Below are 17,197 nucleotides of genomic sequence, written 5' to 3'. Positions count from 1 at the left end.
AAAGGCAAAAAACATTTATATCTTATTCCTCTAATATAATGAAAATCTTTCGAAAAGATTTAAATAAAAAGAAAAAAGTATTACAAATTAAAAATAGCCTCTTCTTTAATAGAAGAGGCTATTATACAAAGATTATTTTACAATTTCTATATTATATTTTTTTGTAAGTACATATGTATAATATCCAAGTACAACCTTGATAACATCAAAAACAATAAATGGTAAAACACCTATTTGAATTGCTTTAATTAAATTTATATCCAACCTCATTATTAATCCTAATACGCCTGATACATAAATTATTATCAAGGCTAAAATTCCTCTTAATATCCCTTCAAAAGGCAAAAATGCAACAACAGTAGCCAATAAGAATCCTATTATATATCCACCAGTTGGACCTAAGATTGTTGCTATCCCAGCATTAAATCCTGCAAATACAGGAAGCCCAAGCATACCAAGCATTACATAAATCAAAACAACCTTCCATGCATCTTTTTTTAAGAAATAAATAGAAAGTATAATTCCAAATACCTGCAGGGTAAACGGCACACCAAATGGCGTTGGAATTTTTATCCACGCAGTAACAATTAAAAATGCGGTAAATAATCCTAACAAAGAAAGTTTTTTACTCACCCCGAAAACCTCCTTTAATCTTTAATTAAATTAAAAGATTTTTTCCTTACTTTCTCTAACCTTATTCCATGCATAAAACGCCAATGCGCCAACAGTAATTAAAAATGGCATTGATTGCGTTACTTCATATGGAATATTTAAGAATTGCAAAGAGAATGAAAGAGCTTCTGAAAAACCAAACAATAATGAACCTAACGCTACACCATATGCAGAAGTTCCACCTAACGCCTGAGCAGCAAGGGCTATAAACCCTCTACCTGCTGTCATATCCCTTGCAAACCATGAAACATAACCCATGGATAAAAACACACCTGCTAAACTTGCTAATAAACCACTAATTACAAGGGCTGTATATTGTGTTTTAAATACAGAAATCCCAACAGAACGTGCAGCATCAGGTGATTCACCAACTGATCTAATCCTCAAACCAAGAGGTGTTTTATATAACATATACTGAACAAGGAATATCATTAATACCGCAACATACGTAAGTACATGATGCCCACTTAAAATATTTCCCAAAATAGGTATATCCTTTATTATAGGTATATCTATATTTGGTAAAACAAGCGATTTAACAGAAGCTGATGAACCCTTATCGCCTGTTAATAAATACAGTGCATACACAGTTCCACCACTTGCAAAAATATTTAAAGCAATTGCTGCCATTATTATATCTGTTTTTAATTTTAAAGAAAAATACGCAAGTATTGATGACATTACCCAACCTGTTATTAATGCACCTATTATAGATAACCATATATTCTGTGTAAATCCGCTGATTATTACTCCAACAAAAGCAGAAAATAGCATTGTACCTTCAAGAGCTATATTAGGCGTTCCTGCAAGCTCAGCTACTAATGCACCAAGAGCTGCCAATAATATCGGCGTTGTTACCCTGATTCCAGCTGATAAAAAATCCCACGATAATATAGAACTTAAAACTCCATTCATGCTGTTTCACCACCATTCGCAATGGCATTTTCTGATTTTTTTGCTTCTTTTTCTATAGCTTTTTGTCTCATTCCTGAAAGGAATGCCTCAGCAGTTACAAGTAAGATTATAGTTGCCTGTAAAATCGATACCATTTCCGGTGGTATATTTGTATATCTTCCCATTGTTTTTGCTCCTACCCTGATATAAGAAAGGAATAAAGCGGCTAGTGGTACATATAACGGGTTATTTCTTGCCAATGTGGCAATAATTATACCGTCCCATCCATATCCTGGAGAAAACAACCATAAAAATCTACCGTGATATCCAATTAACTCAATAATACCTGCTGTTCCTGCAATTGCACCACTTACAACATGAGCCTGGAACAATGTCTTTTGTGTGTCTATTCCTGAATAATATGCAAAGTTCTTATTGTTACCGATTAATCTTACCTTATAACCCCATGTTGTTTTTTTCATAATAAACCAGAAAAGTAAACTCATTGCAAGAGCTATTAATATACCTATATGCCATCTATATCTTGAATTTAAAAGGTATAACATAGCTGTTTCTTTAAATTTATAAGATACCAATTGACCTGCATTGGGATCTCTTAAAAATACTTTGATTATAAATAATCCCATATATAATGCAACATAATTAAGCATTAATGAAGTTACTATTTCAGATGCATTCCACTTTGCCTTTAAATAACCAGGTATTGCTGACCATCCAGCTCCTACCAATGAAGCAACAAGAATAACAACAATAGGATGTAGAATTGGTATCGCCGGAAAGTATATTGCTGCAAAACTTGCTATGGCAGCACCAAGGAATAATTGTCCCTCAGCACCTATATTAAATTGTTTCGCTGTAAATATCAACGAAACAGCAAGACCTGTAATCATTATAGGAACACTTTCATTAATCCATTGAATGAAACCTCTAAGATTAAATTGCCAGTGTCCTCTTCTCTGCCTTGCAACAGGAAGTGTCAAAAACTTTACAAATGCATCATTTGCATCTGTAATAGCAACCTTTAATTTCTCTGAAAATGCCATGTCTCCTTTTGGTATAGCAGAAAGAAGTATTAATACATACCCTAAAGCAAGAGCTATGAGTATTGCTATAATAGTTCTATAAACTTCATATCTTTTCATACCCTTCATGATTTATCACCCATTTCTTCTGCTGACATCTTTTTTATACCAAGCATATACTCACCAAGTATTGTTTCTGTAAGTTGTGATACATCATCAAATTTTGCCACTATTTCACCATGATACATAACCACTATTCTATCCGAAGTTTCAAGTAATTCTGTTAAATCTGCGGAAACAAGAAGAACACCCACACCGTTATCTCTTTCTTTTACAAGTCGTCTTCTTATAAAGTCTGCAGCTGCTATATCAATACCCCTTGTAGGTTGATCAGCTATAATAATCTTTGAATTTGCAGTAAATTCCCTTGCTACAACAACTTTCTGGATATTTCCTCCTGAAAGCATTTTTACAGCAGTTTTAGGGCCGTCTGTTCTAATATCAAACTCCTTTATCATTTTTTTTGCATTTTCTGTTATTGCTTTATACGATAATACTCCTCGTTTGGAAAATGGTTCTTTATAGAATCTGTCGCTTATAAGATTTTCCTCTATTGTATCCTCTTTTGAAGCTCCCCAAATCATTCTGTCTGCAGGTATAAAACTCATACCAGCTTTTCTAAATTCATGTGGATTATCGCTATCTTTCATATTTTTTCCGAAGACGAAGATTTCTCCATCTTCAGGTTTTTCCATACCGGTGATTATATCAACTAATTCTGTTTGACCGTTTCCTTCTACACCGGCTATACCAAGAATTTCACCTTCACGCAAAGCGAGAGATACACCTTTTAACATCTTTACTCCGTCATTTCTTGTAAAGTGAAGATTTTTCACTTCTAAAACAACATTTCCTGGTTGTGCAGGTTTCTTTTCTATATTCAAATCCACATCTCTACCAACCATCATTCTTGACATATCTTTTTCGGTTATATTCTTTACTTCTGCCTCTCCTACTGTTTTACCTCTTCTTAAAACAGTAATTCTATCAGCAATTTCCTTAACTTCATTTAATTTATGAGTAATGAAAATTACAGTTTTCCCGGCAGCAGTAAGATTCTTCAACGCTTTAAATAATTCCACAGTTTCCTGTGGAGTTAATACAGCTGTTGGCTCGTCAAGAATAATTAAATCTGCTCCACGAACGAGAGTTTTTATAATTTCAACCCTTTGTTTCATACCTACACTGATATCCTTTACCTTTTCATGCAAAGGTACAGGTAATCCATATTTGTTCATTTCCTTTTCAACAAATTCTGTAGCTTTTTTTAAATCTATTGAAAAACCTTTTGTGGGTTCCATTCCAAGAACTACATTTTCCACAACTGTCAAAGAAGGAACAAGCATAAAATGCTGATGAACCATACCAATTCCCAATTCAATGGCTTTATCTGCGGTATGATTCTCCAATTTTTCACCATTATAATATATTTCGCCTTCTGTAGCTCTTTCAAAACCAAATAATATCTTCATTAATGTACTTTTTCCTGCTCCATTTTCACCAAGCAATGCGTGAATTTCGCCTTTTTTAACCTTTAAATCTACTCCTTTATTTGCAGTAACTCCATTGGGATATACCTTCCATATATTTCTCATTTCAAGGACATATTCACTCATACCTCTCACCTTTCCTAAATGAAATTAAAAATTTAATAAAAGTGGGGCTACGCGTAGCCCCAGATTATAATTTATTATATGTCTTTTATGTTATTATGGTCTTACAGAATTTCTAATTTTGTTTAACTCTTCATTGCTCATTCCATATGCAGTTGGAACCTTTATATCTCCTCTGATAATTCCAAGTTCAATGTCCTTTAATTTTATTAATATCCATGGATCTACAGACATAACCTGCTGGAAATACTTGTTATCGGCAAGTCCTACACCTTTTTCCTTTAATCCCCATGCTTCAGCCTTTCCGAAAGGTAATTTCCCTTCTATGAACATTTCTATTGATTTATATAAAGAATAATCTACGTTTTTAAGCATTGATGTTATTGTATGTTTTACTATATCCATATCTTTTTCTTCATATAATAATTGCATATCTGAGTCAACTCCAATTGCCCATCTGTCCATATCCTTTGCTGCTGCCAAAACGCCATTTCCTGTTTCACCTGCTACTGCAAATACAACATCTGCCCCCTGCCTGTACATGGACAATGTAAATTCTTTACCTTTTGCCGGATCATTCCATACACCTACATATGAAATTAATACTTTCATATCTGGATCAATATATTTTGCACCTTCAATATAACCTACTAAAAAGTCATTAATAACAGGTATATCCATACCGCCAAGAAAACCTATTATCTTTTTATCTGGTAATGAATATTTAAATTTATCTGATTTTGAAACCATTGCAGCCATTGCACCAGCTAAAAATGAACCTTCGTTCTGTTTATATGTGATGGAATATACATTATCAAGATTTCCCTGTGAATAATCTACTGCATCATCATAAATTATATATTTTTGATCAGGATACATTGGAGCTATTCTCTGTAATAATTCAACCATTTGCCATGTTCCAACAATAATTAAATCATATTCTCCAAGATCAGAAATATCTTCCAATGTAGGTTCCCATTCTGTTGGATTATAACTCATTTCAATAATCTTTGCTTCTACACCTAATTTTTCTTCTGCCCATTTTACTCCTCTTGCTGCTGAGTCAAAGAATGATTTGTCTCCAAGAGTACCATTAATTAACAACGCAACCTTTACCTTACCAAATAAGGTAATACCAAGCAATACAACCATTAAAATAACCAATAACTTTTTCATATATATCCCTCCCTTTCGGATTCTAAATTTAATTAAATTATATCATAAAGACTATTCACGGTAAAATTCAATTTAAACAAATAATTCCACGAACTTCTGTTTATTCACATCTACAAGACCTCTATCAGTAATTTTTAATTCTGGAATAACTGCTAATTGTATAAAGGATAATGTCATAAACACCTCTTTTATTCCTCCAAGTTTCTTTAATTGCTCTTCCTGATATTCCAATTCCTCAACAACTTCAAACAATTCTTTATCTGCCATAAGACCTGCTATTGGCAACGGAACACGAGATAATACCTTTCCATCTTTTACAACAACCATACCACCATTCATTCTTTCTATCTCTTTAGCTGCAATATACATATCCTCATCGTTCGTACCAATTATTCCAATATTATGAGAATCATGACCTACACTGGTTCCAACTGCACCGCTTTTTAATTTGAATCCTTTAACAAACCCTTTTGAAAATCCTGAACCTGTATGTCTTTCAAAAATAGCTATCTTAATTATATCTCTTTCAATATCAGAAACTACTACACCATTTTCTACCTTTGGTTCTACTATTAACTCTTTGGTTAAAAGCGAACCTTCAAACACTTCTATTACTCTCATTTTATTGCTTTCAGGTTTTACTTTCAAATCTTCCACTGAAAATTCTGGCAATATAACCTTTCCAAAACGTTTTGGAAGGTCATCATATAGCCCTTTCATTTCATCTACTAATTCTCCATCTTTCACAACCACTTTAGAATCCTTTATAACCATTCTAATATTGAGGTTTTCTAAATCATCAACAACTATCATATCAGCCTTATATCCCGGTGCTATTGCACCCATGCTTCTAAGATTAAAATATCTTGCTGTATTTATTGTTGCCATTCTTATTGCTATTATAGGATCTACACCCTTTTGAATACTTCTTCTTACAAGATAATCTATATCGCCTTCATGTAAAATATCCAACGGTTCCCTATCGTCTGTACAGAAGGAAAAATTGTGGTGATTCATAATATTTACAGCACCAATCAAATCATCGAGATTCTTTGCTGCTGTTCCTTCTCTTATAAACACATGCATGCCTTTACTTATCTTTTCCAAAGCTTCTGGCTCTGTAGAACACTCATGATCAGATCTAATAAATGCATCTATATACGCATTTAATGCTTTTCCTGTTACTCCTGGTGCATGCCCATCTATCTTTTTATATTTATGTCTTAAGATTTCTATCTTTGTCAATAATTCAGGATCTCTATTTAGCACACCAGGAAAGTTCATAACCTCACCAAGGGCAATTATTCTATTGGGATATGTATCCACAAATCCCACCATATCTTCTGGTCCTAATCTGGCTCCTGTTGTTTCCATATTGGTCGCCGGAACAGCAGAAGGTATTGCTATATAAACATTTAAAGGAATTCCTTCTGTGGATTTTATCATATATTCAAGACCATCTAATCCTAATACATTTGATATTTCATGCGGATCTGCTATTACCGTTGTTGTTCCTCTTAACAATACTGCTTTAGCAAATTGTCTTGGGGCTAACATTGAACTTTCAATGTGCAAATGAGCATTAATAAACCCTGGAAGTATATATTTTCCTTTAAGATCTATTATTTCCTTACCCTCATTATAATCCCCTATACCTGCTATTCTTTTTCTAAATAATGCAATGTTAGTTTCCTCTATTTCCCCCGTAAATACATTTACCAATTTCGCATTTTTTATCAATACATCTGGCATTTCCTCTCCCAATGCCACAGGAATAATATCCTTTATTTTCATCTATTTTCCCCCCTATATTTCAATTAATATCTTTCTTTCAACACCCCATTCATTAATGGTTTTCTAATGGCTATAAATATCATTGCAAGGAATATCATATTAAGCACCGATGATGCAGCAAATAAATCCCAACGCGGATATGAAGTTCCCGGTTCTCCTATAAAGGAATATAGTTTAACAGATATTGGATATAAATTGTCTTTTGTTAATAACATCAATGATGGTATAAACCCATTCCAGCTTTTCATAAACCCTATCAATGAAGACACCAGTATTGATGGAATAGACAATGGAAATAATATATAAAAATATGATTTTATTCTTGATGTATCCATTATGGCTGTTTCTTCTATTTCCTTTGGAATCTTATCGAGATATCCTTTTATGAGGAATGTGGCCATTGGCAATGTATGTGTTGTATACACCAATGAAAGCCCAAATAATGAATTCAATAATTTTAATTTCTTAAAGACCATAAATAAAGCTATAATAGAATGCACTCCTCCAAGAAAATCCATAAATATAAGTATAGGCAATATCCATCCCATTCTATTTTTTGATATAAACAATGCTAAAGGATACGCAGTTAATGGTACTAATATTGCTGTTAGTGTGGATAAAATAAATGTATTTTTTAAGTTTAAATCTATATTTGCTTCTGTGAATATCCTTTTGTAATTTTCAAATGTTGCATTTTTCGGTAAAAGGTTCATTGTTATATCGTTATTTCCGGAAAGAGATATATTTATTATGCTCCATAATGGTAATAATATACTTAAAATTAATATTCCCAATACAATATATCTCATATAATTTGTCATGTTAAATCTAATTTGTGGCAATACAGGCGTTTTTTCTTTAAAAATCAGCCACATTAATCCTATTATAGGAACAAAATCAAATCCTTTCCAGAATCCATAATGATTTATGCTTAGCATCATTATTGCAAAATCTACAAATACTATTATTCCAAATAATTTTCTGTTTTTTAGCAACAAAAGATACATTGCCGCAGATAGCAATAATACTATATTATGATTAAACATATAGGTAAGAACCTTTATGGCTATAACAAAGGTTATAAATTTATTTAAAGATATAGTTCTTCTGGTAAGAAAGATAAAAGCTATAAGCATTACAAAAAACGCTGAAATAACGCTATAAGCTGATATTATTCCAAAATCATAATACGTATTTGAAACAAAATAATTGAATATTCCCATAGTTGTTGTAATACCAACAATACTATGACTACCTATTCCGTCCAATAATGGTGGTCCTCCTGCTGTTAAAAGAAATGGAACAGTAAAGTCCTTAAAATGCGCAGCAAATATTATCAGAAACCATGCAATAATCGTTGGCTTTATATATGGAATAGTAATATTAATAAGAGTATTCAATGAGTTGGCACCATCTATCTCTGCTGCAAAATATAATTCCTTTGGAACTTCCTGATATGCAGAAATTAAAACCATTATTACTATCGGTAATTCAAGCCAGATACTTACAAAAACCCCCCATCCAAATCCAGATAATACATCTGTAAATATATTTGTATTAATATGAAAAATATTTTTTATAATAGAATCTGTTCCATATCCATATATTAAAGCTCTCCATATCAATACACCTATATAAGACGGTACTATCCATGGAAGCATCGTTAAAAAGAAAACCAATTTTTTATTTCTAAATTTTTCCTCTATCAAATATGCTATTAAAATACCTATTATCATCACTATTGAAGAAATAATAGCAGACCATATGAAACTAATCTTTACAGCTATAGACATTCCAGAGTCTTTTAAAACCTCTATATAATTCTTAATACCAACAAAACCCCCATTCTCACCAAACGGTGAGGTATATAATGATGTTTTCAAGATCGAAAACATTGGTATTATTAAAATAAAGGTTATTAAAAATACCGCTGGTAATAAAAGAATATACTTACTTTTATTTTTCATCCATAAACCTCTGTGTTTTTTCTATAATAGAATCATCCATTTCATCTTTTTGCTTAAGAATTAATGTCATCATCGTTCGTATTCCCTGCCAGTATTTTGATTTAAAATATGCGGAATTTGGCAAAACCTTTCCTCTTTCCGCAGACATATAGGCAACCTTAAAATATTCATCCTTTTCTTTCAATTCATCAAAAGCACTTTTGGAAGAAGGAAATTTGTATAAGTCCTTACAAAATGTAATCTGAGATTCTTTCTTTGAAATATACTCAAGAAATTTCTCAACATCATTATTTAATTTCCCTTTTATAACGCTAAAACCTTTGTAATCCAGAACAGGTGTCATATAATTTCCTGCTTCTTTTATATATGGTAATGGTAATATTTTAAACTCTATACCGGATTTAATAAAATCAGGAATCATAAAGGTCCCAAAAAACATGGCTGCTATTTTGCCTTTTTTAAATCCAGAAACAAGCCCCTGCCTTTCTATGAGATGAGCACTACCTCCTGCAACTGTTGTAAATATAAAAGAAATTGCATTATAGGTATTATCATCATCTATTATTATTCTTCCATTTTCCATTAAATTTTCTTTTCCAAATGCCCATTGGAAAGGTGGGAACCAATAAGGCGAATTGGCGCCCCATGCAAGCCCAAGTGTTTTTCCCTTTGTTTTTTCTTCCACTGCATAACTTGCAAACAATAAATCTTCAAATGTATGTCCATATTCCAAAGGAAATCCAGCATCATAAAAGGTTTTATAATGATAAAATAATACCTGTGTATCAAAATAAAATGGTATGCCATAATAATGTACTTCCTTAGAAATAGATTTTCCATCTTTAACAATATGTTTTTCTATTTTAAATGCATCAAATGAGCCTTTTATAAATGATTTTCCATATTTATCTTTTAATGCATCTATATTTTCTAATAATCCTGCATCTGTTAACTTCCCTATCTCATCATTTTTTACTAAAACAATATCAGGAATATCTCCATCTCCTCTAAAAACTGTAAATAATTTCGAGGATATTTTTTGCTGTCTTATCACCTTCACAGTGATTCCAGGATTCTCTTTTTCAAATGATTTTACAATATCTTCAAATTGATCAAAACCTTCATATTCAAACCATACAGTAATTTCACCGGCAAATAAAAATGTAATCATTAAGACAAAAAGTATTAAAACTGAAAACCTTTTCATAAACAACCCCCTTAATCTGTGATATAATGTTAACATAATTATACATCAAATTGGAGGTTTTTTAAAATGAAAATATTGGGAGTTATACTTGCTGCAGGTTTATCAAAGAGATTTAAAGGCAATAAACTTATATATAATTACAATGGCAAACCACTTTTGCAATGGACCATAGATTTGTTAAATCAATATGCTTTCGATAAATTGCTTGTTGTAAATGAAAATTGGAATGAAATAGAAAATCATTTCAAAGACTATTCTAATTTCAAAATCATTTATAATCACGAATATAAAAAAGGAATTTCCTCTTCAGTAAAAACAGCAATACAATATGCTTTAAACAATAATTATGACAAAACTCTAATATTTCTTGGAGATATGCCTCTAATCACAAAAGAAACAGTTGAAAAAATTTTATATCAAAATACTAAAAAACCTATTGTTGCTCCGTATTATCAGGGACAAAAAGGATTTCCAACATTAATTGATAAACAATTATATAAAAATGTTTTAGATTTATCAGGCGATGCCGGTATAAAACAGATAATATATAAACAACCAGAATTAGTAGAAAAAATAGAAATTAATATACCTATGCCCGTTTTTGACATAGACACTCCCCTTTAGTTACTTTAAAGAAAACTATTTATTAAGAGAATTTGACTTTTTTTAAAAAAAGTGCTATTATTATAGTAGGAGATGTGGTTAGGGATCTTCCAAAGGAGGTGTTCTTATGGATTACAAATTATTCACAAAAAACATTGAGCTCACTAAAGCTCTTGAAGATTATTTAGAAAAGAGAATGGAAAAAATCGACAGAATGTTCAAAAAACACGATGATTTGTTAATGGGAACAGAAATTAGGGTAGAAAAAGACAGAGAAACTTATAAGGTTGAGGTCACTTCACATCTTAAATTTAAAGGCAGTATTTTCAAAGTAGAAGAAAGGGGGACAGACCTTTACGAGGTTATAGATAAAGTTTCTGACGCTTTTGAAAGAAAATTAAAGAAAGTAAAAGGAAAATTACAAAATCACGATGCTCCAAACCCATTAAAAGATGTTAAACCTGTAGAATTAGATGATGAAGATGAACTTTTCAGCAAAATTGAAAAAAGAAAAAGATTTGATATGAGTATGTTCTCATTAGAAGAAGCGATATTACAGTTAGAATTATTGGGACACGAATTTTTTGTATTTAGAAATTCAGAGTCAGAAGAAGTTAATGTTATTTACAAAAGAAAAGACGGAACATTGGGATTAATAGAATTTGAAGAATAATAAATAATAATAAGTCGGGCTGATTTTCAGCCCGACATTTTTATTTTATTATTACTTAAAATATTCCTTCATCTCAAGTGTTGAAAATTCAAATGGAAATTTTACTGGTTTTCCTTCCTTAGAAGATTTATAAATTGCAAGTACAATTTCAACAGCTTTTTTTCCATCTTCTCCAGAAATATATGGTTTTCTATTATTTATTATAGCTTCATAAAAGTCCTTATAAAGCGGCACATGACCTGCACCATAAACAGTATCAGGATCAGGCAAATTTTGAAATGGATGTGATTCTTCACCATCAAATCTCCAGGTTTCTATTTTATTTACTGCCAGACCACCTATTACAACCGTTCCATTTTCACCAAACACAGACAATGTTTCTTCAAGATTCTTTGGATAAACATTTGCTGTTCCTTCTACAATTCCCACAGCACCATTTTTAAACTTTATAATTGCACTTCCAAAATCTTCTGCTTCAATATATGGATGATTAAAGTTTTCAATTCTACCAGAAATCTCTTCTATTTCACCAAATGTCCATTGTAATAGGTCTATTCCGTGAGTACATTGATTCATTAATGTTCCACCATCAAGCTCCCACGTTCCTCTCCATGGTGCCTGTTCATAATATGATTTATTCCTGTTCCATCTTATGGAAATCTGTCCATGCAACAATTTTCCAAAATCACCATTTTCAAGTTTTTTTCTTAACTCCTGAATAGGTGGATTAAATCTGTTCTGAAAACACACACCTAATTTTAAATCCTTTTCTTTTGAAAGTTCTATCATATGGTCCATTTCTTTTGTGGATAATGCCATAGGTTTTTCAACAAGCACATGTTTTCCATTGCACATTGCATCTATAGAAATCTGATAATGATATCCACTTTCTGTAGCTATGGATACCATATCTATATCTTCTCTTTTTAAAACTTCATTATAATCAGTATATACTTCTGGCCTTTTTAATCCCGCTTCTTCTATTATATTAGCAATATTTTCTGCCTTTTCCTTTACAGGATCAACAACAGCTACAAGCTCAAATAATTCGCTATTCTTTATTATAGCTTCTGTATGTTTTTTAGTAGCAATTCTACCACAACCAATTAATGCCAGTCGAATCATAATAATATCACCTTATCCTTATTCTTTTCTATATTCTTTGTTTTATTCTTTGTATCAAATAAGAATGGAGCATGTTCAAGCACAAATTCATAATCTACATTAGAATGTGCAGTAGTTAATACCACAGCATCTACACTTTCAAGAAGCTCTCTTGTTAATTCCACACTCTTATATGTTTTTCCTTCATGTGTAAATTCTGGAATATACGGATCATGAATAATAATATCTGCATGTTTCTTTTCAAGGTGTTCTATAACCTTTAATGCAGGTGATTCCCTTAAATCATCTATATCGTTTTTATAAGCAACACCAAGCAATAATACCTTTGCTCCATTTAAACATCTCTTTCTATCGTTTAAAATATCCTGAAGTCTTGAAACAACATATTCAGGCATTGCATCATTTATTTCTCCAGCCATTTCTATTAATCTTGTATGATAATCAACAGCTCTTGCTTTATATGTTAAATAAAATGGATCTATTGGAATACAATGACCACCTACACCTGGCCCAGGATAAAAAGGCATAAAACCAAATGGTTTTGTAGCTGCTGCATCAATAACTTCCCAGATATTAATTCCAAGTTTTTTTGCAACTACAGCCATTTCATTAATAAGCGCAATATTTACAATTCTAAATGTATTTTCTAAAATCTTTGCCATTTCTGCTTCTTTTGGTGTTGAAACAGCAAATACCTCTGCTTCAAGAACATTTTCATATAACGCTTTAGCATGTTTTGTACATTCTGGTGTTACGCCACCAACTACCTTTGGTGTATTCTTTGTTTTAAACCTTAAATTTCCTGGGTCTACCCTTTCTGGTGAAAAAGCAAGATAGAAATCCTTACCAACCTTTAATCCTGTTTCTTCTAATATAGGAAGCATTACTTCCTCTGTGGTTCCAGGATATGTTGTACTTTCAAGGGTTACCAGCATATCTTTATGCAATCTTTTTGCAACCTCTTTTGTAGAAGCAACAACATATTGCAAATCGGGCTGCTTAAATTTATTTAAAGGAGTAGGTACACAGATCATTACTGCATCACATTCAGCTAATTTTTCGAAATCTGTTGTAGCTGTAATCTTTCCTTTTTTTACAAGATCTTCAAGTTCTTCATTTACAACATCACCAATATAATTAATACCTTTATTAACCATTTCAACTTTTTTTTCCTGAACATCAAAGCCAATAACGTTATAACCTGCCTTTGCCTTTTCTACTGCTAAAGGTAATCCAACATAACCAAGTCCAATAACCCCTATTTTTGCTGTTTTGTTTTGAATCTTTTCCATTAAACTCATATTCATCCCTCCGAATATATAAAATTTTGAATTTATTTTCATTCACTGAGTGAATTATATCATAAAAAAAAGAATGTGTCAATATAATTTAATTAAAAAGGCTCTTCAAATTGAAGAGCCTAATTATATACTATATATCCATCATCCACATAATAAAATTCGCCGCTAATACAAATAAAAAGGTTCTTAAAAGTCTAAATAAAAATTCACCAAAATATCCATCCTGATATGATTTCCATCCTCTATATATCAATAAAAAAAAGGCAACTATTAATAGCACTGTAAGTCCTGGAGAAAAACCAAACATTCCCATCCCTCCATCTTTGTGATTTTATTATCAATAATATTATATCATAAAATCCCGCTGTTTTTCAAGCGGGATTAGTTTAATTATTAAAATATTCTTTTATAGATTCTACTATATATTCAACCTCATTTTCTGTGAGTTCAGGGAATATAGGCAATGCCAATGTAGTTTCTGTTGCTTTTTCTGTTATTGGAAAATCTCCTTTTTTATAACCAAGATATTCAAAACATTTCTGTTCATGTAATCCCTTCGGATAATAAATAGATGTTCCTATGCCTTTTTCTGTTAAATATTCTCTTAACTCGTCTCTATTACCTTTTTTAAGCGTTATTACATATTGATGATAGACATGAGATTTATCTTCAAATACTCCTGGATACTCTACATATTTTTCTAATTTATATGCTTTAAATAACTCATCATATTTTTTAGCTATTTTTATTCTATTTTCTATGTACTCATCAAGATGTTTTAATTTTATTCTCAATATTGCTGCCTGCACTTCATCAAGCCTTGAATTAAATCCTACTTCATCATGATAGTATTTTTTTGCTGCACCGTGTACTCTTAATTTTCTTACTCTTGTTGCTAACTCTTCATTATTGGTAAATACCATTCCTCCATCACCATAACCTCCAAGGTTTTTGGTAGGGAAGAATGATGTAATGCTTAAATCTCCAACAGAAAATCCTTTTTTGCCCTTCCACATGGAACCTATGGACTGTGCACCGTCTTCGATTATATAAACTCCATATTTTTCTTTGAAATATTGAAGTCTTTCAAGATCTATTGTTTTACCAAAAAGATGAACGGGTATTATTGCCTTTATTTTTTCCCTTTCTGGATGATTTTTCAAAATTTCTTCTACCTTATTTAAATCCATGTTGTAATACTTTTCTTCAACATCAACAAATATAGGCTTTGCTCCATTTCTTGTTATACAGCTTGCTGTTGCAAAAAATGTATATGGTGTAGTAATTACATAATCACCTTCTCCAATATTTAAAGCCCTCACAGATAAAAATAATGCATCAGAGCCATTTGCAACACCTATTGCATATTTTGTCCCTGCATATTCTGCCAATTCTTCTTCAAGAGCTTTTACATGTGGTCCTAAAATTACCTTTCCTGTTTTAAAAATATTATCAAGAGTCTCCAAAACTTCTTCCCTTATTTTTTCATATTGCCTTGTCATATCAAATAATGGAATTTTCATTTTTTACTCCCCTTTCTCCAATGAAACATTACCTGTTTCATCAATATTAAAAATATATATATTTGATAATTCATTTTCTCTCGCATTTTTTAAAATATCCTCAGAATGTCTAAATGAAGCTATTATAATCATGTCATAATCCATATTTTTCACTTCTTCTGGAGAATATATGTTTATTCCATGTATTTTATCCCCCTGTTTTGAAATAGAATCATCTATAAACCCTATTACGTTTATATTTTCTCCGGTTAATACCTTTAATACTATTCCTCCAACAACTCCTGCACCGTATAATAATATATTCTTATACCCCATATCTTCAATTTTGTTAAGAACTTTATTAAATGATTTCTTCGTCTCAGAATATATTTTTGAAACTTCGTTTATAAAGGAAACGGTCAAAAATTGCAGCCTCTTTTTCCCATCGTGCGTAATTTCATAATTCATATTTCTTCTGTTTCCGCCAGTTTTTATTATATATTTCTTATCTTCAAAATCTTTTAAATATCGGTTTACCATTGAAGGAACTATCCCTACGCTTCTGGCTATCATTTCCTGAGATACCTTTTCATTTTGCGAAATTATCTGTAAAATCATTAACTCCCTGAAATTAGGAGATGGATTAAAAAATGTATAGTCTTCAAAATCAAACATGCTTTCACCTCTTTTTATTCACTGAGTGAATTATAACAAATTAAAATCTATGTGTCAAGAATTATGTTCTAACTTTATGATATAATATTTTATATAACAATATAGTTTTTAATTTTGAAGGGGGGATTTTTATGAAAAAAACTTTAATCTTATTCACCGTATTGATTATTTCAGCAATTGGGCTTTCTTTTAATCTTGATAAGGATGTGGCTAATTATTATTATAAAATTTCACAGACTATAAAATCCGATATTAAAGATTATGTTGAAAATGATGCATATATTAAAATTAATACATTTGTGGACAATCGCTCTTATGATAATTTTAAGAATAATACTTCTGGATATAATGTATTACAGGTAAATCAATTTACACTCCCTATTGCAAAATATTCTGCTCCTGCTTTTACCGCAGCATTATATACTTTTTTTAATTTAATGAAGTCAAATAATGATGTTTTGTTTTATTCTTTTTTTATTCCTATTGGAGTTGATTTTTATTTATTGTTTAACCCATCATCTTCTTCTCTTAAAAATACAAATATAGATAATATACTTTTTAAAAATATATTATCAGAAAGTTTTAATGGAAATACACCTGAATCAAAAAAGAAAAAATTTTATTCTCTGGATATATACGTTCATAATATAACTATAAATTACAATTTTTATGATTATAGTTTATTTAATTATACTGTTGTAAAAGGGCACTATATAGTCTCTGCAATTTTAAGAGATAATGAAAATAACATTTTATTTCAAAAAACTTATAATAATTCCGATGAATTAGATAAATTGAAAAATTCATCTTTTTTGAGTTTTATAATGGATGTTTTTATGGCTTTAGCAGGAACAATTTTCATTTTCGAAAGTAATTAACAAAAATGGAGGAT

16 protein-coding genes are annotated in these 17,197 nt (G+C 31.0%); 3 read left to right on the top strand and 13 right to left on the bottom strand.

From position 1 onward, the window contains the following. Positions 1–132: 132 nt before the first annotated feature. The 8 genes from MARPI_RS07250 to MARPI_RS07215 form a co-directional block, all read right to left on the bottom strand. The gene (locus MARPI_RS07250) at positions 133–633 is read right to left on the bottom strand and encodes a biotin transporter BioY (RefSeq protein WP_014296940.1); all 501 of its coding nucleotides are present in this window, start codon (positions 631–633) and stop codon (positions 133–135) included. A 30-nt stretch (positions 634–663) separates the two neighbouring features. Further along, a complete protein-coding gene (locus MARPI_RS07245) occupies positions 664–1,587 on the bottom strand; it encodes an ABC transporter permease (RefSeq protein WP_014296939.1) in 924 nt (307 codons plus the stop codon). Then, positions 1,584–2,729: an ABC transporter permease gene (locus MARPI_RS07240; protein WP_198029609.1), complete on the bottom strand. Its 1,146-nt coding sequence runs from the start codon at positions 2,727–2,729 to the stop codon at positions 1,584–1,586. The genes MARPI_RS07245 and MARPI_RS07240 overlap by 4 nt, the downstream gene beginning before the upstream one ends. Positions 2,730–2,734: 5 nt before the next feature. Further along, positions 2,735–4,285, bottom strand: a complete 1,551-nt coding sequence (locus MARPI_RS07235; protein WP_014296937.1) for an ABC transporter ATP-binding protein — start codon at positions 4,283–4,285, stop codon at positions 2,735–2,737. 93 nt (positions 4,286–4,378) lie between these two features. Further along, positions 4,379–5,458, bottom strand: coding sequence for a BMP family ABC transporter substrate-binding protein (locus tag MARPI_RS07230; RefSeq protein WP_014296936.1), 1,080 nt, complete (start codon positions 5,456–5,458; stop codon positions 4,379–4,381). A gap of 72 nt (positions 5,459–5,530) precedes the next feature. Next, positions 5,531–7,252, bottom strand: coding sequence for an adenine deaminase (ade, locus tag MARPI_RS07225; protein ID WP_014296935.1), 1,722 nt, complete (start codon positions 7,250–7,252; stop codon positions 5,531–5,533). A 23-nt stretch (positions 7,253–7,275) separates the two neighbouring features. Beyond that, the gene (locus MARPI_RS07220) at positions 7,276–9,219 is read right to left on the bottom strand and encodes an ABC transporter permease subunit (protein WP_014296934.1); all 1,944 of its coding nucleotides are present in this window, start codon (positions 9,217–9,219) and stop codon (positions 7,276–7,278) included. After that, positions 9,209–10,426: a sugar ABC transporter substrate-binding protein gene (locus MARPI_RS07215; RefSeq protein ID WP_014296933.1), complete on the bottom strand. Its 1,218-nt coding sequence runs from the start codon at positions 10,424–10,426 to the stop codon at positions 9,209–9,211. Before MARPI_RS07215 ends, MARPI_RS07220 begins: the two co-directional genes overlap by 11 nt. A 66-nt stretch (positions 10,427–10,492) precedes the next feature. Here MARPI_RS07215 and MARPI_RS07210 point away from each other — a divergent pair, with 66 nt between their 5' ends. Next, complete coding sequence (locus tag MARPI_RS07210) at positions 10,493–11,050, top strand: nucleotidyltransferase family protein (RefSeq protein WP_014296932.1); 558 nt, start codon at positions 10,493–10,495, stop codon at positions 11,048–11,050. Between the two features lie 106 nt (positions 11,051–11,156). Then, on the top strand, positions 11,157–11,702 hold the full coding sequence (gene hpf, locus MARPI_RS07205) for a ribosome hibernation-promoting factor, HPF/YfiA family (RefSeq protein ID WP_014296931.1): 546 nt from the start codon (positions 11,157–11,159) through the stop codon (positions 11,700–11,702). Between the two features lie 51 nt (positions 11,703–11,753). On the opposite strand, the gene MARPI_RS07200 is transcribed toward hpf, so the two are convergent. The 5 genes from MARPI_RS07200 to MARPI_RS07185 all read right to left on the bottom strand — a co-directional run bounded on the left by MARPI_RS07200 (position 11,754) and on the right by MARPI_RS07185 (position 16,305). Next, the gene (locus MARPI_RS07200) at positions 11,754–12,827 is read right to left on the bottom strand and encodes a Gfo/Idh/MocA family protein (RefSeq protein ID WP_014296930.1); all 1,074 of its coding nucleotides are present in this window, start codon (positions 12,825–12,827) and stop codon (positions 11,754–11,756) included. Next, complete coding sequence (locus MARPI_RS07195) at positions 12,824–14,128, bottom strand: nucleotide sugar dehydrogenase (protein WP_014296929.1); 1,305 nt, start codon at positions 14,126–14,128, stop codon at positions 12,824–12,826. Before MARPI_RS07195 ends, MARPI_RS07200 begins: the two co-directional genes overlap by 4 nt. Positions 14,129–14,258: 130 nt before the next feature. Further along, on the bottom strand, positions 14,259–14,435 hold the full coding sequence (locus MARPI_RS11130; RefSeq protein ID WP_014296928.1) for a hypothetical protein: 177 nt from the start codon (positions 14,433–14,435) through the stop codon (positions 14,259–14,261). Positions 14,436–14,514: 79 nt separating this feature from the next. Further along, a complete protein-coding gene (locus MARPI_RS07190; protein WP_014296927.1) occupies positions 14,515–15,651 on the bottom strand; it encodes a DegT/DnrJ/EryC1/StrS family aminotransferase in 1,137 nt (378 codons plus the stop codon). 3 nt (positions 15,652–15,654) lie between these two features. Then, positions 15,655–16,305 carry a MarR family winged helix-turn-helix transcriptional regulator gene (locus MARPI_RS07185; protein ID WP_014296926.1) on the bottom strand — a complete coding sequence of 217 codons (651 nt, stop codon included), beginning with the start codon at positions 16,303–16,305 and terminating at the stop codon, positions 15,655–15,657. Positions 16,306–16,436: 131 nt separating this feature from the next. Here MARPI_RS07185 and MARPI_RS07180 point away from each other — a divergent pair, with 131 nt between their 5' ends. Then, the gene (locus MARPI_RS07180; protein WP_014296925.1) at positions 16,437–17,183 is read left to right on the top strand and encodes a hypothetical protein; all 747 of its coding nucleotides are present in this window, start codon (positions 16,437–16,439) and stop codon (positions 17,181–17,183) included. Positions 17,184–17,197 lie beyond the last annotated feature (14 nt).

Source organism: Marinitoga piezophila KA3, from assembly GCF_000255135.1.
Taxonomy (GTDB): Bacteria; Thermotogota; Thermotogae; order Petrotogales; family Petrotogaceae; genus Marinitoga; species Marinitoga piezophila.
This window is presented reverse-complemented; position numbering and strand designations above follow the sequence as displayed.

What these genes read in the sequence shown, in the direction of transcription:
- MARPI_RS07245 (WP_014296939.1), bottom strand. Translation starts at nt 1,587, where the DNA reads ATGAATGGAGTTTTAAGTTCTATATTATCGTGGGATTTTTTATCAGCT.
- MARPI_RS07240 (WP_198029609.1), bottom strand. Translation starts at nt 2,729, where the DNA reads ATGAAAAGATATGAAGTTTATAGAACTATTATAGCAATACTCATAGCT.
- MARPI_RS07235 (WP_014296937.1), bottom strand. Translation starts at nt 4,285, where the DNA reads ATGAGTGAATATGTCCTTGAAATGAGAAATATATGGAAGGTATATCCC.
- MARPI_RS07230 (WP_014296936.1), bottom strand. Translation starts at nt 5,458, where the DNA reads ATGAAAAAGTTATTGGTTATTTTAATGGTTGTATTGCTTGGTATTACC.
- ade (WP_014296935.1), bottom strand. Translation starts at nt 7,252, where the DNA reads ATGAAAATAAAGGATATTATTCCTGTGGCATTGGGAGAGGAAATGCCA.
- MARPI_RS07220 (WP_014296934.1), bottom strand. Translation starts at nt 9,219, where the DNA reads ATGAAAAATAAAAGTAAGTATATTCTTTTATTACCAGCGGTATTTTTA.
- MARPI_RS07215 (WP_014296933.1), bottom strand. Translation starts at nt 10,426, where the DNA reads ATGAAAAGGTTTTCAGTTTTAATACTTTTTGTCTTAATGATTACATTT.
- MARPI_RS07210 (WP_014296932.1), top strand. Translation starts at nt 10,493, where the DNA reads ATGAAAATATTGGGAGTTATACTTGCTGCAGGTTTATCAAAGAGATTT.
- hpf (WP_014296931.1), top strand. Translation starts at nt 11,157, where the DNA reads ATGGATTACAAATTATTCACAAAAAACATTGAGCTCACTAAAGCTCTT.
- MARPI_RS07200 (WP_014296930.1), bottom strand. Translation starts at nt 12,827, where the DNA reads ATGATTCGACTGGCATTAATTGGTTGTGGTAGAATTGCTACTAAAAAA.
- MARPI_RS07195 (WP_014296929.1), bottom strand. Translation starts at nt 14,128, where the DNA reads ATGAGTTTAATGGAAAAGATTCAAAACAAAACAGCAAAAATAGGGGTT.
- MARPI_RS11130 (WP_014296928.1), bottom strand. Translation starts at nt 14,435, where the DNA reads ATGTTTGGTTTTTCTCCAGGACTTACAGTGCTATTAATAGTTGCCTTT.
- MARPI_RS07190 (WP_014296927.1), bottom strand. Translation starts at nt 15,651, where the DNA reads ATGAAAATTCCATTATTTGATATGACAAGGCAATATGAAAAAATAAGG.
- MARPI_RS07185 (WP_014296926.1), bottom strand. Translation starts at nt 16,305, where the DNA reads ATGTTTGATTTTGAAGACTATACATTTTTTAATCCATCTCCTAATTTC.
- MARPI_RS07180 (WP_014296925.1), top strand. Translation starts at nt 16,437, where the DNA reads ATGAAAAAAACTTTAATCTTATTCACCGTATTGATTATTTCAGCAATT.